The 20,787-nt window shown below is 44.8% G+C and carries 25 protein-coding genes; 12 read left to right on the forward strand and 13 right to left on the reverse strand.

Features of this window, described 5'->3' with window-relative positions:
- The first annotated feature begins 19 nt into the window (after positions 1 to 19).
- Complete coding sequence (locus ICN42_RS05750; RefSeq protein ID WP_216252117.1) at positions 20 to 1,549, forward strand: CHAD domain-containing protein; 1,530 nt, start codon at positions 20 to 22, stop codon at positions 1,547 to 1,549.
- A 99-nt stretch (positions 1,550 to 1,648) separates the two neighbouring features.
- On the opposite strand, the gene ICN42_RS05755 is transcribed toward ICN42_RS05750, so the two are convergent.
- Entirely contained in the window at positions 1,649 to 2,194 is a 546-nt protein-coding gene (locus tag ICN42_RS05755) for a YggT family protein (RefSeq protein ID WP_216252119.1), read from the reverse strand.
- A gap of 66 nt (positions 2,195 to 2,260) precedes the next feature.
- Here ICN42_RS05755 and ICN42_RS05760 point away from each other — a divergent pair, with 66 nt between their 5' ends.
- A complete protein-coding gene (locus ICN42_RS05760) occupies positions 2,261 to 2,920 on the forward strand; it encodes a glycosyltransferase (RefSeq protein WP_216252121.1) in 660 nt (219 codons plus the stop codon).
- Here the strand turns inward: ICN42_RS05760 and ICN42_RS05765 are convergent.
- From ICN42_RS05765 to ICN42_RS05780, 4 genes are all read right to left on the reverse strand, one after another.
- Positions 2,917 to 3,321 carry a dihydroneopterin aldolase gene (locus ICN42_RS05765; RefSeq protein ID WP_216252123.1) on the reverse strand — a complete coding sequence of 135 codons (405 nt, stop codon included), beginning with the start codon at positions 3,319 to 3,321 and terminating at the stop codon, positions 2,917 to 2,919. The genes ICN42_RS05760 and ICN42_RS05765 overlap by 4 nt on opposite strands.
- Positions 3,322 to 3,343: 22 nt before the next feature.
- Positions 3,344 to 4,027 (reverse strand): GTP cyclohydrolase I, encoded by a 684-nt coding sequence (gene folE, locus ICN42_RS05770; RefSeq protein ID WP_216252125.1) that lies wholly within the window; start codon positions 4,025 to 4,027, stop codon positions 3,344 to 3,346.
- Positions 4,028 to 4,299: 272 nt separating this feature from the next.
- Positions 4,300 to 4,977 (reverse strand): DUF1345 domain-containing protein, encoded by a 678-nt coding sequence (locus ICN42_RS05775; RefSeq protein WP_216252129.1) that lies wholly within the window; start codon positions 4,975 to 4,977, stop codon positions 4,300 to 4,302.
- Between the two features lie 196 nt (positions 4,978 to 5,173).
- Positions 5,174 to 6,244 carry an ABC transporter ATP-binding protein gene (locus ICN42_RS05780; protein ID WP_216252131.1) on the reverse strand — a complete coding sequence of 357 codons (1,071 nt, stop codon included), beginning with the start codon at positions 6,242 to 6,244 and terminating at the stop codon, positions 5,174 to 5,176.
- Between the two features lie 68 nt (positions 6,245 to 6,312).
- Here ICN42_RS05780 and ICN42_RS05785 point away from each other — a divergent pair, with 68 nt between their 5' ends.
- The 3 genes from ICN42_RS05785 to ICN42_RS05795 all read left to right on the forward strand — a co-directional run bounded on the left by ICN42_RS05785 (position 6,313) and on the right by ICN42_RS05795 (position 9,601).
- Positions 6,313 to 7,869 carry an iron ABC transporter permease gene (locus ICN42_RS05785; protein WP_216252133.1) on the forward strand — a complete coding sequence of 519 codons (1,557 nt, stop codon included), beginning with the start codon at positions 6,313 to 6,315 and terminating at the stop codon, positions 7,867 to 7,869.
- A gap of 62 nt (positions 7,870 to 7,931) precedes the next feature.
- Positions 7,932 to 8,993 carry an extracellular solute-binding protein gene (locus ICN42_RS05790; RefSeq protein ID WP_216252135.1) on the forward strand — a complete coding sequence of 354 codons (1,062 nt, stop codon included), beginning with the start codon at positions 7,932 to 7,934 and terminating at the stop codon, positions 8,991 to 8,993.
- A 338-nt stretch (positions 8,994 to 9,331) separates the two neighbouring features.
- Positions 9,332 to 9,601 carry a hypothetical protein gene (locus tag ICN42_RS05795; RefSeq protein WP_216252137.1) on the forward strand — a complete coding sequence of 90 codons (270 nt, stop codon included), beginning with the start codon at positions 9,332 to 9,334 and terminating at the stop codon, positions 9,599 to 9,601.
- A gap of 11 nt (positions 9,602 to 9,612) precedes the next feature.
- Here the strand turns inward: ICN42_RS05795 and ICN42_RS05800 are convergent, their stop codons facing one another.
- Positions 9,613 to 10,503, reverse strand: coding sequence for a hypothetical protein (locus ICN42_RS05800; RefSeq protein ID WP_216252139.1), 891 nt, complete (start codon positions 10,501 to 10,503; stop codon positions 9,613 to 9,615).
- A 231-nt stretch (positions 10,504 to 10,734) separates the two neighbouring features.
- Between ICN42_RS05800 and ICN42_RS05805 the strand changes: the two genes are divergently transcribed.
- Complete coding sequence (locus ICN42_RS05805; protein WP_216252141.1) at positions 10,735 to 10,953, forward strand: YdcH family protein; 219 nt, start codon at positions 10,735 to 10,737, stop codon at positions 10,951 to 10,953.
- A gap of 53 nt (positions 10,954 to 11,006) precedes the next feature.
- Here the strand turns inward: ICN42_RS05805 and ICN42_RS05810 are convergent, their stop codons facing one another.
- Positions 11,007 to 11,306 carry a zinc ribbon domain-containing protein YjdM gene (locus ICN42_RS05810; protein WP_255539254.1) on the reverse strand — a complete coding sequence of 100 codons (300 nt, stop codon included), beginning with the start codon at positions 11,304 to 11,306 and terminating at the stop codon, positions 11,007 to 11,009.
- On the opposite strand from ICN42_RS05810, the gene ICN42_RS11915 reads away from it, so the two are divergent.
- Both ICN42_RS11915 and ICN42_RS05815 read left to right on the forward strand, forming a co-directional pair.
- The gene (locus ICN42_RS11915) at positions 11,259 to 11,381 is read left to right on the forward strand and encodes a hypothetical protein (protein WP_255539319.1); all 123 of its coding nucleotides are present in this window, start codon (positions 11,259 to 11,261) and stop codon (positions 11,379 to 11,381) included. The two genes, ICN42_RS05810 and ICN42_RS11915, sit on opposite strands and share 48 nt — an antisense overlap.
- 49 nt (positions 11,382 to 11,430) lie before the next feature.
- On the forward strand, positions 11,431 to 13,254 hold the full coding sequence (locus ICN42_RS05815; RefSeq protein ID WP_216252143.1) for an AsmA family protein: 1,824 nt from the start codon (positions 11,431 to 11,433) through the stop codon (positions 13,252 to 13,254).
- A 3-nt stretch (positions 13,255 to 13,257) separates the two neighbouring features.
- Here ICN42_RS05815 and ICN42_RS05820 read toward each other — a convergent pair whose 3' ends face one another.
- The 3 genes from ICN42_RS05820 to ICN42_RS05830 are packed head-to-tail and all read right to left on the reverse strand — an operon-like array spanning position 13,258 to position 14,108.
- The gene (locus ICN42_RS05820) at positions 13,258 to 13,605 is read right to left on the reverse strand and encodes a phage holin family protein (protein ID WP_216252144.1); all 348 of its coding nucleotides are present in this window, start codon (positions 13,603 to 13,605) and stop codon (positions 13,258 to 13,260) included.
- Positions 13,606 to 13,661: 56 nt separating this feature from the next.
- Positions 13,662 to 13,865, reverse strand: coding sequence for a SlyX family protein (locus ICN42_RS05825; RefSeq protein WP_216252146.1), 204 nt, complete (start codon positions 13,863 to 13,865; stop codon positions 13,662 to 13,664).
- 21 nt (positions 13,866 to 13,886) lie between these two features.
- Positions 13,887 to 14,108 (reverse strand): hypothetical protein, encoded by a 222-nt coding sequence (locus ICN42_RS05830; RefSeq protein ID WP_216252149.1) that lies wholly within the window; start codon positions 14,106 to 14,108, stop codon positions 13,887 to 13,889.
- 33 nt (positions 14,109 to 14,141) lie between these two features.
- On the opposite strand from ICN42_RS05830, the gene ICN42_RS05835 reads away from it, so the two are divergent.
- Positions 14,142 to 15,158 (forward strand): LLM class flavin-dependent oxidoreductase, encoded by a 1,017-nt coding sequence (locus ICN42_RS05835; RefSeq protein ID WP_216252151.1) that lies wholly within the window; start codon positions 14,142 to 14,144, stop codon positions 15,156 to 15,158.
- On the opposite strand, the gene ICN42_RS05840 is transcribed toward ICN42_RS05835, so the two are convergent.
- Entirely contained in the window at positions 15,148 to 15,564 is a 417-nt protein-coding gene (locus tag ICN42_RS05840) for a putative toxin-antitoxin system toxin component, PIN family (RefSeq protein ID WP_216252153.1), read from the reverse strand. The genes ICN42_RS05835 and ICN42_RS05840 overlap by 11 nt on opposite strands.
- Positions 15,561 to 16,109 (reverse strand): YaeQ family protein, encoded by a 549-nt coding sequence (locus tag ICN42_RS05845; protein ID WP_216252155.1) that lies wholly within the window; start codon positions 16,107 to 16,109, stop codon positions 15,561 to 15,563. Before ICN42_RS05845 ends, ICN42_RS05840 begins: the two co-directional genes overlap by 4 nt.
- A 90-nt stretch (positions 16,110 to 16,199) precedes the next feature.
- Between ICN42_RS05845 and ICN42_RS05850 the strand changes: the two genes are divergently transcribed.
- From ICN42_RS05850 to ICN42_RS05860, 3 genes are all read left to right on the forward strand, one after another.
- Positions 16,200 to 17,810, forward strand: a complete 1,611-nt coding sequence (locus ICN42_RS05850; protein ID WP_216252157.1) for an NAD(P)/FAD-dependent oxidoreductase — start codon at positions 16,200 to 16,202, stop codon at positions 17,808 to 17,810.
- A gap of 19 nt (positions 17,811 to 17,829) precedes the next feature.
- On the forward strand, positions 17,830 to 19,245 hold the full coding sequence (gene hemN / locus ICN42_RS05855; protein ID WP_216252159.1) for an oxygen-independent coproporphyrinogen III oxidase: 1,416 nt from the start codon (positions 17,830 to 17,832) through the stop codon (positions 19,243 to 19,245).
- Positions 19,246 to 19,424: 179 nt separating this feature from the next.
- Entirely contained in the window at positions 19,425 to 20,051 is a 627-nt protein-coding gene (locus tag ICN42_RS05860; protein ID WP_216252162.1) for an OmpW family protein, read from the forward strand.
- A gap of 60 nt (positions 20,052 to 20,111) precedes the next feature.
- On the opposite strand, the gene ICN42_RS05865 is transcribed toward ICN42_RS05860, so the two are convergent.
- Positions 20,112 to 20,708, reverse strand: coding sequence for an ATP-binding protein (locus ICN42_RS05865; protein WP_216252164.1), 597 nt, complete (start codon positions 20,706 to 20,708; stop codon positions 20,112 to 20,114).
- Positions 20,709 to 20,787: the final 79 nt, after the last annotated feature.

Raw genomic sequence — 20,787 nt, forward strand, 5'->3', positions numbered from 1 at the left:
ATATCACTCATTAGAAATAATGCCTGCAAACGGTAGTGAATTTGAAATCAAGCTACGCTTTCCGTTCGGTAGGCTTGAGTCAATTGAAAAATGGATCATTGCTCGGGGCGGGCTTCGCCGCCAGCATTTACAGTCTGCATACATAGACACGCCAGATTTTTTACTGACTCAGGCGGGCTTTGCTTTTCGTTTACGGAAGGAGGGGCGCCAGTGGATCCAAACGCTCAAAGTTTCCACGGATAATCCCTTGAAAAGGCTTGAGCACAATGTTGTATTGGATTTTACTGGGGATGCCATGCCCAATTGGTGCCTTGATCTCCATGATCAACACAACCCTGGAAAGTTATTAACAAAACGGTTTCCAAAATTAAAAACTGATGATCTGCAAATTCGCTACCAAACTGATATTTGGCGAAGAAAAACAGCAGTAAAGACGCGCCAGGGAATGCTTGAATATGCCTTGGACTTAGGGTCAATCCACTCCTTATTACCCAATGGGATGGCCTCAATCCCAATTCAGGAGTTAGAAATAGAGTTAAAGGAGGGCGACCCTCGAGATGTTCTTCATCATGCACTTAATCTGATTAAGATCCACGGGGCTTACATCGATTCCCGTAGTAAATCTGAACGCGGTTTTTTGCTGGCTAGCGGATTGGAGTTCGGCCCCCCAGCAAGGGCCAATTTCATTTCACTGAAGAAGGCGGGGGATCGCCATGAAATGATTGGTCGTCTCATCCACTCTTCTCTGCAGCAAATATTGGCCAATCAAAGCGTGCTTAATGCTGAGTGTAATAATTACTCTGAATATCTTCATCAACTGAGGGTGGGTCTGCGTCGCCTAAAGGTCCTATTTAAATATTTGGCGAGGTATGATATTTTCATGAGTGAGCAAGGGGTTGGGGTATTTAAAAGTACGTTTAGTATGCTTGGTGAGTATCGCGACAATGATTACATTGAAATTGTTTTAAACCCAAGACTGTTATCGCTCGGCAGTTCAGAGATTAAGCTCAGTAATAATGCAGAATTGCCAGACCCTTCACACATAACGAGGGGCAAAGAGTTTCAGTTGCTCTTGGTAGAGCTCATGTCTATTGGGCTTACTCAAGCCTCCTTTATTGGTGGTCCCACAGATGATGCGAATGTTAAAGATGACGCAGCAATTCTTAAAAAAATAGTTTCCCAATTTCTTGATGACGGATTTCGTTTTATATCGAATCGAGCCTTTAAATTCTCAGACTTGCAGGACGAAGAGATTCATTCGATGCGGAAAAAAATGAAGTTTTTACGCTATTCCCTAGAATTTTTTAGAGACTATTGCATTAAGAAAACATGCCCCAAGTTTTTTAAGGCCCTTACAACCACGCTGGATTTTTTTGGATTATTTAATGATATTTGCGTCGCCATTAATCGAATTGAGGGGCTAGCGCAGAATGATCCTACCTTGTTATTTGCTCTTGGTTGGCTTAAAGCTGAGCGTCAACGCGTCCGCGGTTTATGTGGAAAAAGCATAAAAAAGCTCATTCAAATAAAAACTCCTTGGCAGAGCTAGCTGGACATATAGCATTCCTGTCTTCCCTGATCCTTATTTGTCAGAATCTAGAGGAGGGCTTTCATCTCTAGACCAGGATAATATGTGTAGCTACTACACCTACTTCAGGTTGTTGACCACAATCTGAAGTACTTGCAAAATGAGTAGCAATACTAGGGGCGATAAATCTAATGCGCCAAAATTAGGTATTGCCTTTCTGATTGGCGAGAGTAGGGGGTCAACTAGAAGTGAGACTAAATACTGGATCTGAGATCCAGCGCCTACCCACGAGAGAATAATGCTGGCAAAAACTAAGCCAACAAATCCTGAAAGAATGAGGTCGAGCAGGTCCATAAAAGCCGCTATGAGCCACGACACCGTCGATAAAGAAGCTCCAGATAGCAGAATAAGTATTGCCACCTTTCCGGTAACTAGTATGTAAGCAGCTAGAAAGCTTGCGACATCAAAGCGACCAATGCTTGGAATCAGTCTGCGTAATGGCAACACAATCCAATTGCTGATCGGAAGAATATAGGCGCCAATTGTTCTGCTTTGACCTGTGCCAAGATTAAATGCGAGCCACTGCAAATAGCACCTCAGGAGGCACGCTCCGGCAAGAACGCTGATCAATACTTGTAGGAGAAGGTTTGTGATTTGTATCAACATGGGGCTATTGTAGGGCGTTTAAGGCTATTAATATGGTTAAAGCAAGATCATTTTATTCATGTTCTAATGCTCAGCAATATGATTACTGTCGTTATTGCCTCTTATAAGTACGGACATCTTGCAGCCCATTGCATTGAGTCATTACTTTCTCAAACTCTTGCACCTACAAGAATTCTATTTGTTGATGATGGGGCGCATGACTGTAGCCACCTGCCTGGTTTATACCCTGATATCGAATATATTCTCAGGCCTCATAATTTAGGCACTGTCGATAATTTTCACGATCTCTTGATGAGGGTTGACACTGAGTATGTCCTTTTTATCGGAGCTGATAATTGGCTCAGATCGGACGCGATTGAGCTTTTATCTGGGGCTAGTGCTGATATCGTTACCTATGACATTGTTGTGACGGGCGAGTTAAAAGAAGAGATTCATGATCGCGTCCCAGGTGAGACTAGGCCCCATCAGGGCGATCTCTATTGGGATCGCGCAGGAAAGCATCATGGCTCCATGATGTACCGAACATCGCTGGGTCAGAAAGTCGGCTACAAAATGAGATATGTCGATGGGATCCATCCTCAAGAAGATTGGAATCTCTGGGACAAAATGCGAGAGCAGGGCGCTTCAGTAGCAAGCCTGGATGAGGGCCTTTTATTTTATAGAAGGCATCGTGAAAATTTTCTCAAGTACGACCATCTAGTGGATGTGCTTGATGAGCAAATCTAGGCTGACGGAGTTAATGGTTTTCTCATTTCAGTGAGGGTGCTCGCATCGACGTAAAGTCTGATGCCTAAGGTGCCTGAATTCTCCCGTACTGGAGTTTTTCTGAGGTAAAGCTCAAGCAATTCAATTTCAGGATGAAGGGCGCACGCTTCAACAATTCTCGTAAGCAATCTCTCTTGAGTTTCGTAATGACCGTCTTCTGATAGCCGATCAATTTCGATTACCAGCGGGTCGTAATCAAATACATAATTCATCGCATCCACTGCAATCAATACAAGGCTTGGATCAACCCATAGTGTGATGTCTAAAAGGTGTCGATCCGGAATGCATGCTCCTGGAGCATAAGTTCCAATTTGAGTATGTAGTTGAAGATCCTTCAATTCTACGCAGGCTCTTAATGACATTAGATGCTTTCTAGTGCTTGAATTAATTACGATTAATGAGAGATAAAAATTCTCGACGTAAATTAGAGTTCTTCAAGAAGGATCCTCTCATCACGCTGTTAATCATCTTTGAGTCTGGATCTTTAACGCCTCTCCACTGCATGCAGAAATGATCCGCATCCATCACAATCGCAACCCCCGTAGGCCTTACCTTTTTTTCAATCATATCGGCCAATTCTACAACTGCCTCTTCCTGAATTTGCGGGCGGCACATGACCCATTCCGTTAGTCGAGAGTACTTGGAGAGTCCAATCAGGGCTGAATTTTTATCCGGGAGTATCCCAATCCATACCCTTCCCATAATGGGGCATAAATGGTGGGAGCAAGCGCTTCTCACCGTAATAGGACCAATAATCATCAGCTCATTGAGGTGGCTCACATTGGGAAATTTTGTTAATGAGGGCTGTTCTACATAACGACCATTAAATACTTCATTAACAAACATTTTTGCGACACGCTTACTCGTGTTTTTAGTATTGTGGTCGCTTTGTGTATCGATTACGAGGCTCTCTAAAACTGCCTGCATTTTTTCAGAGACTTCGTTTACTAAGATATCGAGCTCCCCTGGCTGAATAAAAGCGGAAATATTATCGTTTGCATGAAAGCGCGCTTTTTTAGCTTTGATGCGCTTTCGAATTACTTCTGAGAGGGGGATTCCAACATTCATGTATGAATACTCTTAATTGATTAAAGCAGTTTTTTAATATCCGGACTGACTGGCTATATTGACTATCAGTAGAACCTTGCCTGAGTAGTTGGAAGCTTGCTCTTTTTGCCGCTGAGACTCCCTAACTTAATATTAGGCAATCAGGTTAATTTTCAGAAAAGGGTTTATTGAGGCAAACACATAATTTATCTGAAATCACCATCTTCCGCTGACGGTAAAAGTAAGGGGGTTTTCAAATCTGATGAAGAATGGTCGCTTTGTGAGCTTGAGGCTTAATTCAGTACTACTAATCCTGAAATCATATTGATTGTCATGGCAAGCAGGGTGGCATTAAAAAGAAATGCAGTAAGACCTTGAACCATGACTAAGTAACGCATCCTGGAACTAGCAATATTGACATCGGCAGTTTGGCAGGTCATTCCAATAACCATCGAGAAGTAAAGAAAGTCTATATAGACTGGCTTTAATGTGGCCATAAAAACCAATGGCGCCTCTTGAGATTTTGCATACTCTTGGTAGTAGACATACGCATAATGAAGAGAGAAGGATGTGTGAATTAAAAACCAGGAAGTTGCATAGGTTGCTAGTACGAGCGTAATTCGATAGTGTGCGATTCCTGATGGCGCTGCGTTTACTCCCGCCAGAATCATGACAATCGCTACTAAACTCGCAATAGATGCAAATACGGTGATGAGCAATATGAGGGCAGCGCCATCATCTTCTTTTTTGGAGAGCCCTATGATATTTTCTTGGTTTGAGAAATACATCATGAAATAAGTAAGCAATAGATAGAGGCCGCCTGCAATAATCCATGAAATTGCTAGACGAACCGTGATGGGCATTGATTCTGAAAGTAGAAAAAATCCAATCAATCCGGCGATGCTAATAATAAAAAGGCGCAGTGAGGCGCTAATATGGTGCCAGTGTTGTGTCCAGTGGATTGATTTCATAGGCATAAGTATGCACTGAGGAATTATTTAAGGAGATCGTTTTGAGAAAAGATGCCCGAACTTGGATTTTATTTGCTGGCGTGCTGTTGATTGTTGTTACGTGCTTGATAGCTTACCTAGGATCACGACCGGCTGAGGCTAATTTGTCTATGCTCGGAGAGCCCCTTCATTTTCTGGCGACGGGGTTGATAGTAGCCTAGTCGCTAAATGTCACTACGTGATCGGCTACTAGGTGTATACCAATCTTTTCACCAATCGCGTGATCATGGTGGCTGGGAACAAATGCGAAAATCTCAATGCCGGATGCTAGCTTAAGCGTATACAGAAAGTCAGCACCCCTAAAGGTCTTGCGTACAACCTCTGCTTGCATAGCGCTGTTGTCATCATGCTGAATGTCATCGGCACGTAAGAGGACATCAATTGCTTTTCCAATATCTTTGCTGCGATCTTCTTCCAAATCGAGCTCACCCAACTCAATCTTGACTTTGTTATTGGCTTGTACGACACCCTTAATGAATACCCCTCGACCAATGAAGTCTGCGATATAGCGATTAACTGGCTTGTGATAAAGCTCATAAGGTGTATCCCACTGCAGGACTTTGCCATCCGTCATTACACCCACCTTATCGGCAATGGCGAATGCCTCAAACTGATCGTGAGTTACCAGTAAGGCGGTAATGTTGTTTGCCTTGAGGATTTCTCGCATTTCGCCTGCAAGACGCTCTCTGAGTTCAATGTCTAGGCTGGAGAAGGGTTCATCCAGCAAGATTATTTCAGGCTCTGGGGCCATAGCTCTGGCTAGTGCCACACGTTGCTGTTGGCCACCACTGAGCTCATGGGGGTAGGCATCAGCCTTATCTGAGAGCGATACTCTCTTAAGCCACTCCATGGCTACTATAGCTCTTTGAGTGCTTGGAAGATGTTGTAAGCCAAAAGCAATGTTCTCTAAAACATTCAGATGCGGAAAGAGGGCGAAGTCCTGAAAGACCATCCCTATTTTTCTTTTGCTTGGTGGGAGATGAGTGGAAGCAGAGCTCACAATCTGGTCTCGCAAGAGGATTTCTCCGGCTTTAACGGGCTCAAACCCGCAAATCCCCCTCAGAATAGTCGATTTACCGCAGCCAGACGACCCCAATAGACAGCCAATCTCGCCTTGAGCTAGATCTAGGTTGAAGTCTTTAACTGCAGTGACACGACCTTGGCCATCTCGACTTAGGTAGTCGATTTCTAGCTGTTTAATCGAAAGCAGTGTGTGAGCGGAGTTCATCCCTATAATTTTCTCATTAATGCTAATGGTTTAATGCATAGCTAGAGTCTAAACGGATTGCCGATTGAATGAATCGTATTGTCGTACCACTTGCCCTGTTCTTATTTTTACCTCTATTTGGCTTGGCAACGCCATTCCTATTTCCTGGGAATGATCAATTAGCCACCAGCACCCTGAGTCATCTCTGGAATTTTGTACTCGGCGGATACATTGCCTCGACCTTAGTGCTTATTCTCGGTGTTGGAGTAGGGGTATTTATTCTAGGCGTAGGCAATGCTTGGATCATTGCTAGCTATGATTTTCCAGGTAAGAAAATATTTGAGTGGGCTTTAATTTTGCCTTTAGCGGTGCCGACCTATGTCATGGCGTATCTGTTTGTGGATCTCCTGCAATTTTCGGGTCCGATACAGAGCACCTTGCGCGATTTATTGGGAATGGAGTCGCTCTGGTTCTTTCCTGATCCGCGATCTTTGGGTGGAGCTATCTGGTCTTTTTCGTTCTGCCTCTTTCCTTATGTCTACCTCATTACTCGTACTGCGTTTTTAGAGCGTAGCGGTCGTTTGATCGAAGTATCCGAAACGCTTGGCTATAGCCCGCTTCAAGGATTTATCAAGTTGGTATTGCCGATGGCAAGGCCAGCCATCTTTGCTGGGATGGCTTTAGCGCTGATGGAGGTCTTGGCGGATTTTGGTGCGGTCTCCTACTTTGGCGTGCAGACTTTTGCAACGGGTATCTTTAAGGCTTGGCTTTCATTCGGCGATCGTGTGGCGGCAGTCCAGCTTTCTCTGGGACTTTTGAGTTTTGTCTTATTAATCTTTTTTATTGAGCAAAGCAGCCGCTCTAAATTGCGTTTTGCTACTGCCTCACGGGGCAGGCCGCTTGCCAAGATTCTGCAAGGTAAGAATGCTCTCTTTGCTTTTACATTTTGTAGTGCCACACTATTATGCGGATTTTTACTGCCCGCATTTGCGCTATTACAGCTACTGATTAAGCAAGGCCTCACTATCGACATTCGGTATCTAGATTGGTTGAGTAATTCTTTATCTGTCTCCATTCTGACGGCGGTAATCTCCGTTGCGCTCGCCATACTCTTTGCCTACTCCGTCAGAATTAATTCACGTTTTAGCTGGGTTAATCGATTGTTGAGTTTTGGTTATGCACTACCTGGTGCAGTCTTAGCAATTGGGATCCTCTCCTTTTTAGAAATCTTTCATCTTGCTTGGTGGATGTCTGCCAGCATGTTGGTGCTGGTCTACGCTTATTTGGTCCGCTTCCTTTCCTCTAGCTTACAAAGCGTAGAGGCTGGTCTTGCGCGCATCACGCCCTCCATGGATGCCTCGGCAGCGCTCCTTGGGCTCTCTAGGGTGCAGATTCTGAAGCGGGTTCATGTCCCACTGCTAAAGCGTAGCCTCATCACTGCGGGCCTCTTTGTCTTTGTGGATATCATGAAAGAGTTGCCAGCCACTCTCTTGTTGCGACCATTTAACTTTGACACCTTGGCTGTGGCAACTTATCAACTAGCTGCCGATGAGCGCCTTGCTGAACTAGCGCTCCCGTCACTAACCATTGTTTTGGTTGGGCTTTTTCCAGTACTGCTGCTTTCTAGGGTAATCTCCAAACCTTAATTGATAATCATTCGTATTTGTGATAAATTAGATTTATTCTAATTCTGATCATCATTACTGCAATGGCAAATCAATCAATACGAAAATACCTAGGCTTTTGTACACTGCTACTCAGTAGCGTTTTGGCGCTGCCACTGCAGTTGCATGCTCAGGAGGCTAAAGAGTTAAATCTCTACTCAGCCCGTCACTACCAGACTGATGAAGCGCTCTATAGTGACTTCACCAAAAAAACAGGTATCAAGATCAATCGCATTGAGGCTGATGACAATGCTCTGGCCGAGAGACTCAAAAGCGAAGGTGCTAATAGTCCGGCAGATGTGATTTTGATGGTGGATGCAGCTCGATTGTGGCGCGCGCAAATTGATGGTTTCTTTAAGCCAATTCATTCCAAGTATTTGGAGAGTCGGATCCCGGCAAATTTGCGATCTAAGCCCGACCCAGAGGGATCAACTTGGTTTGGTTTTTCAACCAGAGCTCGCCTCGTGGTCTACAACAAAGCAAAAGTGAATCCCGTAGACGTAGACACTTATGAGAAATTAGCGGAGCCAATGAACAAGGGTAAGGTATGCACGCGTTCAGGCGCTCATCCTTATATGCTGTCATTGATTGGCGCCATGATTGAGCGTCGTGGCGAGGCTGCTACTGAAGAGTGGGCCAAGGGAATGGTGGGAAATATGGCTCGCCCTCCAAGAGGCGGCGATACAGATCAAATCAAAGCAGTTGCCTCAGGTGAATGCGGAGTGGCTCTCACAAATTCCTATTATTTAGTCAGACTCTTGCGTTCAACTAAGCCAGAAGACCAGGCCATCGTTTCTAAGATTGGATTTGTTTGGCCGAACCAACAGACAACTGGCACACATATCAATATTGCGGGTGGTGGGGTTGCCAAGAATGCGCCACATTTACGAGCTGCTATTCAGTTTCTGGAATACCTAGCCAGTGATTCTGCGCAAGAATATTTTGCTAACGGCAACAACGAGTGGCCCGCAGTCAAGTCAGTCAAGATTGAAAATGAGGGGCTCAAAATGTTGGGACCATTCAAGGCTGAAAATATTTCAATTGCAGCAATTGGTAAGAACCAAATTGCTGCGCAACGATTGCTTGACCGAGTTGGATATAAGTGAAATATATTAGGGAAAACCCTTGACTTTTAGAGGGTTTTCCTTTACATTAGTAACTCGCTGAAAGCCGGCTTTCAGCATAAGGAGCGTACAGACTAGAGTTTTACCGCAGTTGTGGAGACTGTCAGTACGCTTCTTAGAAATATCTTCAAAAGTAGTAGCCAGGTCGCATCAGCGACATCTGAAAATCAGAAGTGAGCTGCTACAAATCAAATACCTATTTAAAAAACGAATTCTATAAAAACAGCAGGGTCTCTGCTCGTCTGCAATTTGTTTCTAAGGCTGCTGGCTCTCAAAGGTGGCTAGAATGATTGCATTCATCAAAAGATCTGGATTCCCCTATGAAAATCATCTCGAGTGCTTTAGTGCTTGCCGTCTCAATGACTATGCTGGCTTGCTCAACGGCGCCAAGTGAGTTTGGGGTATATCGACAGTCTGATGGAACGGTTGGGGTGCATGCCCCAAAATCCGCTAAAGATACTGAGGCTCAAGCAGCCGCAGCAGAGGAGTGTAAAAAACTAGGAAAGCGAAGCGCCACGATTGTTGAAACTCGTAAAACAGTGAACGACCGCTTTCCTATGACCTACATTTTTGTGTGCAACACCTACTAAGTTAAAGCTGCTTAGCTAAGCAGCCATTTCTTAATTGATTTGTTGACGCACATTGCATCTAAAGCCAGCCCAAAGAACTCTGAACCATTGGTGACCATGCTTTCAATAGCCTCAACCTTGCCAGATTTCACGCCACGCAAGTAGGTAGCCGCACGATAGCGTAAGAAGTGCTCATTTTCACCTTCTTCGTTATCTGTGGAGCAGATTTCTAGGCTGCCGTAGCGGGTTTCTGGGTTGATATTCAAGATAGAAAGACCCAATGCGCCAATCAGCTTTTCTGGTACAGGAATAGGAACGTAAGAGTAGAGGGAGACTAACTGCTCTTGTTCGTCGACTTCAATAATGTGGTCAACATCGAACACATCTTTTTCTGTCAATTCTGTTTCACCAGAATCGCCGCCACCAAAGGTAGACTCAAATTGCAACATTGATGTATTGCTATCTTTGGAGATTTCGATCATGTCAGGGTAGCCAAGCAAACCTTTCCACCAGTACATCAGTGAGAAGGTGCAGGGTTTTACTTCAACCAAACCTTTATCGGTTGATTTGGCAAAGTACAGGCCGTAAAACTCATCATCTTCCTCAAGGCCGTACTGATCGACTTTTAGTTGCTTTGGCGCAGCTGCCTTAGAAGCTTTTTTAGCAGCCTTCTTTGGAGTAGGTTTTTTGGCTGCCGGCTTCTTAGCCACTACCTTTTTAACCGCCTTCTTAGCTGCTGGTTTTTTGGCAATCGCTTTTTTAGCGACCGGCTTTTTAGTTACTGTTTTTTTCACTACCTTTTTAACCGCCTTTTTGGCTACCACTTTCTTAGCGGCAACTTTTTTAACGGCTTTCTTTGCAGGGGCTTTTTTTACCACCTTAGTAGCTACTTTCTTTTTTGCTGGAGACTTCTTTGTAGCCATGGTCTATTACCCTTCCTATTGGTAGTTAATGTGCTTAATGCACCAGTTGATCTTACTTCAGTTTTATCAACTTTTGCTGATACCTATATGGGGATATACCTTGCAATATCAAGGGTGAATAGCCAATTGTCTTTTAGTCATCCTGAAGAAGTGTAAGGCGCTTGAATTTAAGCTCTAACTTGCTACACTGGAGCGGAGTAGTTATGAATAACCTCAACCTAAAGAGAATCTATGTTCCCTGAATATCGCGAGTTAATTACCCAGTTGAAAATATCCGATCGTCACTTTTCTCATTTATTTGATAAGCATAATAATCTGGATCAGAAGATTCAAAGAATGGAGGCCCATTCCGAGCCCAGCACCCCAGAAGAAATTGAGGTTTTGAAAAAAGAAAAGCTTTTACTGAAAGACCAGCTCTATGCAGTCCTAAAAAAAGCGAGCGCTGCTTAAGAGTTCTAGACCATCGGAGCGCATATTTGGATCTGATGGTCTTTTGTTGAGAATTACGCCTTCTTCAAAAAGCAGGCCTTGAGCAACATATTGCCAGCTTCTGTCTTGCAATCTACCTCATGATCCCCTGAAACTAGGCGGATACCCTTAATCTTGGTTCCCACCTTAAGGGTTGTCGAGGATCCTTTGACCTTCAGATCTTTAATTAGAGTGACGGTGTCGCCATCAGCCAGTAGGTTGCCATTAGCGTCTTTTACTATTAAGGAGCCCTCATCCTCTTCAGCTATAGCTGTCATGGGCCACTCATGACCACATTGAGCACACACAAAATTCTCGCCGTCAGGGTAGGTCATATCTTCCTGGCAGGCAGGACATTTTGGAAGATTGGCTATGGTGTTCATGGTTGCGCGCTAGTAAAAGTAATGTAAGTGGCAATTTTAGTCCACTGCTAGGGTGGTAATTTAGAATCAGCTGACAATGAGTAAAACAGTCAAGATCATCATCGGCACCCTTAGTGCTGTTATTGCCCTACTTGGTTTAGGGGCGTGGTACGCAGCTTCAACAGTTGATCCGGTGCAGTTAACTAAATTACTCTCCACTTCGGTCAAGGCGGCCACTGGCAGAGAGTTAACAATCTCTGGGCCAGTAAGCTTAAGTTTTTTCCCGAGGATTTCCGTATCAGCGGAGCGCTTGAGTCTGAGTAATGCGCCTTGGGGATCCAATCCTGACATGCTCACCCTAAAGCGTATTAATTTAGATATTAAAACTCTACCCCTAATCAGTCAACGCATTGAGGTCGGTGATGTCAAGCTTGCTGGTCTGGAGCTGCTTCTCCAAAGAAATGCATCTGGTAAGACAAATTGGGATATGAGAACGCCGACATCCAGTGCCACTGTTGATCCCACCAAGGGCAATAGCGTTGTAGATGGCACTTCGGCAAGTGACAACTTAATCTCCATGGAGAGTGTTTCCCTTGTGGATGCTCAGATTCGGTTTCAAAATCCCTCTGGCGCAATCTCAAGTTATCAAATTCAGCGCTTGTCATTGGTGGAGAGTGGCGATAAAACAGCCGTCTCCCTCAATATGCAAGCTCAAGGGCAGATTCTTGAGCTTAGCGGAAAGACGGGCTCTCTTTCTCGATTGGTAAAGCAATGGGATGTTGCATCGGTGCAATTTCCGCTAGACCTGACCCTCGGTATGAGTGGCAAGTCAATGGTGATCAAAGGCGAGGTAAGTAAGTCCCCTAAAAATATACCTACAATCAATTTGGCATTGAGCTCAGCGGCATTTGACTGGCCTAAGCTCGGTGCGATGCCCGGTCAGCAAGCTCAGGCCTCAAATGGCATCAAGTCAGTTTCGGCATTGCATCAAGCTCCGAAACCACGAGCTAAGTACTTGTTTAGTAGTGAGAGTATTCCATTTGATGTGCTACCCCAGGCCAAAGGGCAGGTAGTGATCAATATTGCTGAGTTAGGCCTGCCAAAACGTAAGCCTATCGAAAACCTTCAGGCCACTTTGCAATTGAATGGCAGCGTTATTGATATCCCAAAGCTGACGTTTCAGATGGGCAAGGGGGTTGCCGATTTACAGATCAAGCTCTCGGGGCTCGATACAGAAAATCCCGCGCTCTCAGCCAAAGGTGTGACAAAGGATTTCACACTTGAGAATTTGTTGGCCAGACTCGATCCAAGCTCCAAGGTTAGCGGGGGTGCGATGAAAATGGCATTTGATATAAAGACATCAGGAAGTAGTCTGCATCAAATGGCGGCTAGCTCAAATGGAAAAATTCAGTTGAGTATTAATCAGGCTCAAATGGGAACTAACGTTTTAAATGATGCAGGCGACTTCGTGGTCACGCTTTTGGACTCTATGAACCCGATGCGCAAAAAGAGTAGCGAAACCGTTTTAGAGTGTGCGGTTGCCTATCTGCCAATTAATAATGGCCAGATCAATATCGCCAATACAGTTGGCGCTGAATCCGATAGATTGGATGTAGTTTTGGCCGGATCTATTAATCTGAAAACCGAAGCAGTTAACTTGACGATTGATCCACGAGAAAAATCAGGTTTGACTACTGGCTTGGATTTGGCGGGATTAGTAAAAATGGGCGGCACTCTGACAAATCCTCAAACAGGTATTAACCAAGCTGGAGTAGTTAATAGTGCCGTCTCGATTGGTTTGGGAATATTGACGGGTGGTGCAACTCTTCTGGCTGAGAATGCTAGATCAATGACTTCAAAAGGCCATCCCTGCCGTGATGCACTCCACCCCTGGTCGGATATCTACCCTGGGGCGGAGTAAGCCTTAAAACAGTATTCCGCTGACAAAGAGGCTGAATAAAGAAATAAAAATACTGGCAAAGAATGCGGTCCAGAAGCTGGAGATCGTAAAGCCGCTAACCACTGCAGAGACCAACATCAGCACTAAGGCATTCACTACAAGCAGAAACAAGCCCATGGTGAGAACAGTGAGTGGGAGAGTAAAGAGAATTAATAAAGGCTTTACTACGGCATTAGCAAACCCAAGTAATAGGGCGGCGATCAGTAGCGAGCCACCATCTGCAAAGCGTAAGCCGCTAAATAGATAGCTAGCCACCCAGAGAGATAAAGAAGTTAAGCCCCACTGGACTAAAAACGGTACTAAGTTACCCATGACGAATATCCTTTTTTAAATTATCTGCATCATTAATGCTAAATCTTATCAGGGCTTTAATAGTGAGGTGGAATTTCATCTTTTGGGCTACTATTGCTTGCCCCATCCCCGCTACTAGCTTGCTCTTTAATCGATTTCAGCTCACGATAGAGAAATTCAATCTGTTGTTGCTGCTTATAGATAGTTTGATTGAGCTGATCAATCAAGTCTTCGGTAAAGCTGAGTTTGATTTCAAGGTTAGTGATGCGATCTTCAGTCATTTCAATTCCTCTATGTTTATCTTAAGAATGAACTAATTCAAATCGACCATCTTCCATTTCTGCTTTTGGTCTAATCCAAAAGTCGTGCGACTGAAGCGATTCATACACATACGCTGGCTCTAGGTTGGCTTCAACGTTGGCAAGTAAAACCACCTTATAGAAGCCGCCTGTCTTAATATGCCTTAGCTTACAGCCGGGTTTAAAGAGGCCGTCATCGGCATCTGCCATTTTTGGTTTACTCATGTCAAAAAAGTGCTTTCTCAGTATGATCTATGGATGACAAATAATGTCCCGTACTCCATTCTAGATATATCTCCCATCCCTCAGGGATTTACTGCTGCGGATGCCTTGCATAACTCTTTGGATGTCGCCCAGCATGCCGAGGCTTGGGGCTACACCCGCTATTGGGTAGCGGAACATCACAATATGACTGGGAACGCCAGCTCTGCTACCGCAGTCTTACTTGCTTATATTGCTGGAGGCACTAAAACTATTCGCGTGGGGTCCGGCGGCGTGATGCTGCCAAACCATGCTCCATTAGTCATTGCTGAACAATTTGGTACTCTGGCGTCTCTCTATCCCGGCAGGATTGAATTGGGCTTAGGGCGTGCGCCAGGTACTGACCAAATGACTGCTAGAGCCTTACGTCGAGATTTACTGGGAGGCGATGATCGCTTTCCGCAGGATGTGCGAGAGCTACAGCATTACTTTGGCCCCATTCAGGATGGGCAAGCTGTGAGAGCGATTCCGGGGGCGGATACGGAAGTGCCAATTTGGATCTTAGGTTCTAGCTTATACGGCGCTCAATTGGCTGCTCACTTTGGCTTGCCTTATGCGTTTGCCTCACACTTTGCGCCAGAGCAGTTACTGGATGCCATGTCTACTTATCGCGAATTATTCAAACCATCCGATAAGTTAGCCAAACCCTATGCAGCATTTGTCATGAATGTAGTTGCCGCAGATACAGACGAAGAAGCTGCTCATCTATTTACTACTTTGCAGCAAAACGTGATTCGTATGCGTCGGAATACGCGCGGACAATTGCCGCCACCGATTGATGATTTGGATGATTTTTGTGAGCCACATGAAAAGTCTACTGCTGCACATGCTTTGCGGTGCTCTGCTGTTGGATCGTTGCAGACAGTGAGAAAAGAGATGCAGTATTGGCTCGATCAAGCTGGCGCTAATGAAATGATCATTACGGGTCAAATCTACGATCATCAAGCGCGCTTAAGATCATTTGAGATTGCCGCTGAAGCAGCCCAGGGGTTGCGCTTTAGCTCTAAAGCCTAAAGGCGTTGTAATCGCTGGTAATGAGAATATCTTCTTGAGCGGCTCTGCTAGCCAAACGAAGCACGGCATTATCTTTACTAATGAGTATCGCTGGCCTGAATTGATAAGCCAGATCCAAGAAGATCTGATCATCGGGATCTTGGCATTGCCAGGGCGCAGGCGCTAAATCGGAGTCATCATGCTGCTGTGCAAGCGATTTCCATTGCGCCAGAATGCTGATCTGAATCGCCTCATCAAGCTTAAAGAGGGGGCGGGAGATCACATCAGCCAACTCCAGAAATGTTTTTTCACTCGCAATAGTGGGAATGCCGCCAGCCAGAATTGCTTGTTTTAAATGGATAGCCCTTTCGTCATTAAAGACAAAAATATCTAACAAGATATTGGTGTCTAAAACTACCGGCTTCATTGTTGTTGATTGCGCCAGATTTCTGGAGTGATGGTGACTTGACCCATATCTGAAGAAACATAGGCTTCTCCATCTTGAATATTCACATGCAGAACCATGCTGCGCTCAACGAGTTTATTGAGTTCTTTAGCCTGCTCCGCTGGTATGGAAATCACCTGAAGGTTGCGGGCGCGAGTTAACTTATTCGCAATGCCATCCCACCAGATTTTGCTAGTGTGTCCACCATAGCAATAGATGATGACTTGATCGGATCGGCCGCAGGCTTTAAGGATGCGTCGTTCATCTGGCTGACCAACTTCAATCCAAAGCTTAATAGCATCAGTGAGGTCTTTAACCCAAAGGTCGGGCTCATCGGTATCACTCAAGCCTTTGGTAAAGGTCAAATCTTCCTGGGCTTGCAGGGCAAAGGCGATGATACGTACCATCATCCGCTCTTCAGTTTCAGAGGGGTGCTTTGCGATGGTCAGGGAGTGACTGCCGTAATAGTGGCGGTCAGAGTCTGCGACGTGAAGGTCGGCTTTGTGGATAGTTGCGCGTAGTGCCATGGCGCATTATCGCCTTTAAAAAGGGGGTAACCTGAATCTGCCAGTATTATTTAGAAAATTGCCCTGATTTACTGTGTATCGTAGAGCCCCATGATCCGTATTACCGAACTTCGTCTGCCTATTAACCATGCCCCCGAGGCATTGGAAGAGGCGATCTTGAAGCGCTTGAATATCCAAGCTCAAGACTTGATTCGTACTGACGTTTTTAAACGCAGTTACGATGCCAGAAAAAATGTAGCACTTGCATTTATCTATACCGTCGATTTATCGGTGAAAGATGAAGAAAAATTGCTTCGGCAGTTTGCGAATGACATTCACATTAGACCGTCACCAGATACAAGTTACCACTTTGTAGCCAATGCCTCACAAGTCAAGAGTACAAACTTTGAGCGCCCCGTCGTGATTGGATTTGGCCCTTGTGGAATTTTTGCAGCCTTGTTACTGGCGCAGATGGGTTTTAAACCTATCGTATTAGAGCGTGGTAAAAAAGTACGTGAGCGCACCCAAGATACTTGGGGTTTATGGCGCAAGAATGTTCTTAATCCAGAATCCAATGTGCAATTTGGTGAAGGTGGAGCAGGTACGTTTTCTGATGGCAAGCTCTATAGCCAAATCAAAGATCCTAAGTTCTATGGTCGCAAAGTTATTGGTGAATTCATTAAAGCGGGTGCTCCAGAAGAGATTCGTTATGTGGCTAAGCCGCATATTGGAACCTTCCGCCTAGTTGGTGTTGTAGAAAAAATGCGTCAAGAAATTATTGAGCTTGGTGGAGAGATTCGTTTTTCACAAAAGGTGATTGGCTTTGATATTCAGAATGATCAGATCGTAGGCGTCAAGATTGAAGGGCATCCAGATTTGTCAGCTAACCATGTGGTGCTAGCTTTAGGTCATAGTGCTCGCGATACCTTTGAAGCCTTATATGCAGCAGGTGTCTATATGGAAGCAAAGCCATTTTCAGTAGGCTTTCGAATCGAGCACCCACAATCTGTGATCGATAAAGCGCGCTTAGGCCCACATGCTGGCAATGAGCTCATCGGTGCGGCCGATTACAAGTTGGTGCACCATGCCAAGAATGGCCGTGCGGTCTATAGCTTCTGTATGTGCCCAGGCGGAACGGTAGTTGCCGCTACCTCTGAGCCCAATCGGGTTGTGACTAACGGGATGAGTCAATACTCTCGTAATGAGCGTAATGCGAATGCTGGCATCGTCGTTGGCATTACCCCCGAAGATTATCCTGGTGGTCCGCTAGCGGGCATCGAGTTTCAGAGGGCTCTAGAGTCCAAGGCCTATGAGTTAGGCGGATCTACCTATGAGGCCCCAGGTCAATTAGTGGGAGACTTCTTGGCTGGTAAGGCCTCTACCGACTTTGGTTCTGTAATGCCATCCTATAAACCCGGCGTTCATCTGACAGACCTCGCTGATGCTTTACCTCCTTATGCAATTGAGGCGATCCGAGAGGCGATCCCCGCTTTTGAGAAGCAGATTAAAGGCTTTTCGATGAAGGATGCGGTCTTGACTGGTATTGAAACTCGAACATCCTCTCCATTGCGCATTACCCGTGGCCCAAACTTGCAGAGCGTGAATATCAAAGGTCTTTATCCTGCGGGCGAGGGTGCCGGCTATGCTGGCGGAATCTTGTCTGCAGGGGTTGATGGGATTAAAGTAGCGGAAGCAGTCGCTCTCGACTATCTTTCCCAATAATTCAATAAGCTGATTTCTGATGAGTTCTGTAGTGCCAGTGTCCACCCCCAATGAAAAAGAAGTGCTTTTTCATCCAGAGCTATTGCAGAAGTTTGACATTAATGGGCCACGCTATACGTCTTACCCCAGTGCCGATCGCTTTCATAATAAATTTAATGAGTATGACTATCTAGGGGCATTGCAGCGCGTAGCCAAAGCCAATGAGCCACTATCGCTTTATTTTCATTTACCGTTCTGCCCCAATATTTGCTATTACTGTGGTTGCAACAAAATTATTACCAAAGACCACGGGCGCAGTGCTAAGTACATTAAGTATTTAGCTAAAGAGATGGCGATGGTATGTGCCGCCATGGGTTCAAATAAAAAAATACCAGTAACTCAGCTGCATTGGGGTGGCGGTACCCCCACATTTTTATCTCATGAAGAGATGATTGAATTAATGCAGCACACTCGCGAACATTTTGATTTGCTGCCTGGTGGTGAATACTCGATTGAGATTGATCCAAGACGAGTAACTGAAGCGGATATTGCCTTGCTAGCAAAATTAGGCTTTAACCGTATCAGCCTTGGAGTGCAGGACTTTAACCTAGAAGTTCAGCAAGCTGTCCACCGCGTTCAAACTATTGAGGAAACTCAAGCAGTGATGGATTGGTCTAGGAAGTATGGCTTTAAATCCAGAAGCGTAGATTTAATCTATGGCTTGCCAAAGCAAACGCCCGAGACCTTTAAGGAAACGGTTGAAACTGTGCTCAAGATGAATCCAGATCGCTTATCTGTTTATAACTATGCCCACCTGCCGCATATTTTCAAACCTCAACGCAGAATTGCTGAGGCGGATTTGCCCGGGGCTGCGGATAAGCTAGATATTCTGTCGAACACGATAGAACGACTGGGCGAAGCAGCTTATGTGTTTATTGGTATGGACCACTTTGCTAAGCCCGATGATGAGTTGGCAATTGCACAAAAAGAAGGCAAGCTTCATCGTAATTTCCAGGGCTACTCCACCCAAGCTGAGTGCGATCTCCTGGCTTTTGGAATTTCCTCTATTGGCAAGGTCGATGATTGTTACGCGCAAAATGTCCGCACTTTAGATGAGTACTATGCGGCTATTGATGATGGACATCTTCCGACTCTTAGAGGTTTACAGCTGGACGAGGATGATTTATTGCGACGTGAGTTAATTGGCGAGCTAATGTGCCAATTTGCTCTAGATACCGAGTTATTCGCTAAATCACATCAAATTGATTTCCCCAGCTACTTCAAAATAGAAATTGCAGAGCTTAAACATTTAGAGGAGGCTGGCCTCCTTGAGTGGCAGGGCACCAGGATGGTTGTACCCATCAAAGGTAGGCTTCTAGCTAGGCGCATAGCCATGACTTTCGACCGTCACCTAAGGGAATCCCAAGCCAAGGGCACTTACTCCAAGGTGCTTTAAGCAGAATATAGCTATAACTCAGGATTATTTGATCTAGATCAAAAACTCATCAAAACTGTGTTGGTTTAAAACCAATAAAAAACTTCAGCACCCATTGCATTTGATTTACATCAAATCGCCACCCTAACTTCAATTTGAAAATAGATCCATCAAGTTGATAACATAAAAAAGGGTACATCATGCGCATTAAAACTCTAGTAGCGGCTATGGCAGCAGTAGCTTCATTGGCTCCAATCGCGGCTCAAGCACAAGCAGCCGAAGAAAATCCATGGATGATTCGTGTTCGTGCCGTTGATTTACTTTGGAATAATGGCCAATCTGGGAGCGTTGTCCAGGGTGCCAATGTAAAAGCAAAGGATCAAGTCATTCCTGAGTTTGACGTTTCTTACTTCTTTACTAAAAATATTGCTGCTGAATTAGTTTTAACCTATCCACAATCTATTCAGATTGACGCTGGTGGAAATAAGTTGGGCACCATTAAAGCTCTACCGCCATCATTAGTGCTTCAGTATCACTTCACAGAATTTGGTGCATTCAAGCCATATGTTGGTGCCGGAGTTAACTATACAATCTTCAGTAGCCGCAATAACTTGGGCAATGGAGCATACTCAGTCGATAACTCCAGCTTTGGTGCTGTTGGTCAAGTTGGTATGGATTATATGTTTGACAAAAATTGGGGTTTAAACCTTGATGTTAAATATGCCACTATGTCTACTAACGTTACGGCTACTGCAACTGGTGCAAATGGCGGTAAATTAACGTTAAACCCATGGATGCCAGCTGTTGGTGTGACATACAAGTTCTAAGAGCTTAATTCTGAGTTCTTGAGGTAGAGCCCCTAGGGGGCTCTATTTTTTTCCTGTAATTTATTGAATGAGGTGATCTATTAGATTCTCAAATTCAGCTTCATTGAAATGTAAGTTATTGAAGCGCATTATTGCGATGTGCTCTGGAGGATTAACTCTGCGTTTAGTGTATTGATCCCAGTGCTTGAGTTTGTATTCGTCTCGTGGGTCCGCACGCTTCTCCATGCGATGCTTTGCTTCATTCTCATCTAAATCAATCCAAGCGATTTTGATACTCGAGACGCTGGGCACTCCCAGCTCTTCTGGATTAAACATTCGACCACTTTGAATCTCGCTTGAAAATGGACCTACCAGAATGACATTGACGCCTAGTTGTAGATTTTCTTTAGCAATGGCGATTAGTCCTGCATATTCCCAATCCCTTAGGTTTTTAAGATAAAAAGGGCTATCGCGATCATTTGAATTATTAGTGGTGAGCTCCATGACATGAGCACTATAGGCACCATAAACTGTATCTTTGTCTAAAAAGAAAAAGTCTTCGCCTGTCTTTTCAACAATGATGGGTAGCGCTTTTTTGGCTAAAGTAGTTTTACCAGTGCCTGCATGGCCGGCAAAGAGGATAAGTCGTGGTGCGCTGGGACTAAGCTTACAGGTCATTTATCTCTCTATTTGGAGGTATTACTTCAGTAAATTCTACTTCTCAATCCCATGTTTATTGGAAATATCACCACTTTGG

Source organism: Polynucleobacter sp. 71A-WALBACH (assembly GCF_018882365.1).
GTDB lineage: Bacteria > Pseudomonadota > Gammaproteobacteria > Burkholderiales > Burkholderiaceae > Polynucleobacter.

Excerpts from the sequence above, each read along its gene's own strand:
- ICN42_RS05750 (WP_216252117.1), top strand. The coding sequence starts at position 20 with ATGCCTGCAAACGGTAGTGAATTTGAAATCAAGCTACGCTTTCCGTTC.
- ICN42_RS05755 (WP_216252119.1), bottom strand. The coding sequence starts at position 2,194 with ATGTTGATACAAATCACAAACCTTCTCCTACAAGTATTGATCAGCGTT.
- ICN42_RS05760 (WP_216252121.1), top strand. The coding sequence starts at position 2,261 with ATGCTCAGCAATATGATTACTGTCGTTATTGCCTCTTATAAGTACGGA.
- ICN42_RS05765 (WP_216252123.1), bottom strand. The coding sequence starts at position 3,321 with ATGTCATTAAGAGCCTGCGTAGAATTGAAGGATCTTCAACTACATACT.
- folE (WP_216252125.1), bottom strand. The coding sequence starts at position 4,027 with ATGAATGTTGGAATCCCCCTCTCAGAAGTAATTCGAAAGCGCATCAAA.
- ICN42_RS05775 (WP_216252129.1), bottom strand. The coding sequence starts at position 4,977 with ATGAAATCAATCCACTGGACACAACACTGGCACCATATTAGCGCCTCA.
- ICN42_RS05780 (WP_216252131.1), bottom strand. The coding sequence starts at position 6,244 with ATGAACTCCGCTCACACACTGCTTTCGATTAAACAGCTAGAAATCGAC.
- ICN42_RS05785 (WP_216252133.1), top strand. The coding sequence starts at position 6,313 with ATGAATCGTATTGTCGTACCACTTGCCCTGTTCTTATTTTTACCTCTA.
- ICN42_RS05790 (WP_216252135.1), top strand. The coding sequence starts at position 7,932 with ATGGCAAATCAATCAATACGAAAATACCTAGGCTTTTGTACACTGCTA.
- ICN42_RS05795 (WP_216252137.1), top strand. The coding sequence starts at position 9,332 with ATGAAAATCATCTCGAGTGCTTTAGTGCTTGCCGTCTCAATGACTATG.
- ICN42_RS05800 (WP_216252139.1), bottom strand. The coding sequence starts at position 10,503 with ATGGCTACAAAGAAGTCTCCAGCAAAAAAGAAAGTAGCTACTAAGGTG.
- ICN42_RS05805 (WP_216252141.1), top strand. The coding sequence starts at position 10,735 with ATGTTCCCTGAATATCGCGAGTTAATTACCCAGTTGAAAATATCCGAT.
- ICN42_RS11915 (WP_255539319.1), top strand. The coding sequence starts at position 11,259 with ATGACCACATTGAGCACACACAAAATTCTCGCCGTCAGGGTAGGTCAT.
- ICN42_RS05810 (WP_255539254.1), bottom strand. The coding sequence starts at position 11,306 with ATGACCTACCCTGACGGCGAGAATTTTGTGTGTGCTCAATGTGGTCAT.
- ICN42_RS05815 (WP_216252143.1), top strand. The coding sequence starts at position 11,431 with ATGAGTAAAACAGTCAAGATCATCATCGGCACCCTTAGTGCTGTTATT.
- ICN42_RS05820 (WP_216252144.1), bottom strand. The coding sequence starts at position 13,605 with ATGGGTAACTTAGTACCGTTTTTAGTCCAGTGGGGCTTAACTTCTTTA.
- ICN42_RS05825 (WP_216252146.1), bottom strand. The coding sequence starts at position 13,865 with ATGACTGAAGATCGCATCACTAACCTTGAAATCAAACTCAGCTTTACC.
- ICN42_RS05830 (WP_216252149.1), bottom strand. The coding sequence starts at position 14,108 with ATGAGTAAACCAAAAATGGCAGATGCCGATGACGGCCTCTTTAAACCC.
- ICN42_RS05835 (WP_216252151.1), top strand. The coding sequence starts at position 14,142 with ATGACAAATAATGTCCCGTACTCCATTCTAGATATATCTCCCATCCCT.
- ICN42_RS05840 (WP_216252153.1), bottom strand. The coding sequence starts at position 15,564 with ATGAAGCCGGTAGTTTTAGACACCAATATCTTGTTAGATATTTTTGTC.
- ICN42_RS05845 (WP_216252155.1), bottom strand. The coding sequence starts at position 16,109 with ATGGCACTACGCGCAACTATCCACAAAGCCGACCTTCACGTCGCAGAC.
- ICN42_RS05850 (WP_216252157.1), top strand. The coding sequence starts at position 16,200 with ATGATCCGTATTACCGAACTTCGTCTGCCTATTAACCATGCCCCCGAG.
- hemN (WP_216252159.1), top strand. The coding sequence starts at position 17,830 with ATGAGTTCTGTAGTGCCAGTGTCCACCCCCAATGAAAAAGAAGTGCTT.
- ICN42_RS05860 (WP_216252162.1), top strand. The coding sequence starts at position 19,425 with ATGCGCATTAAAACTCTAGTAGCGGCTATGGCAGCAGTAGCTTCATTG.
- ICN42_RS05865 (WP_216252164.1), bottom strand. The coding sequence starts at position 20,708 with ATGACCTGTAAGCTTAGTCCCAGCGCACCACGACTTATCCTCTTTGCC.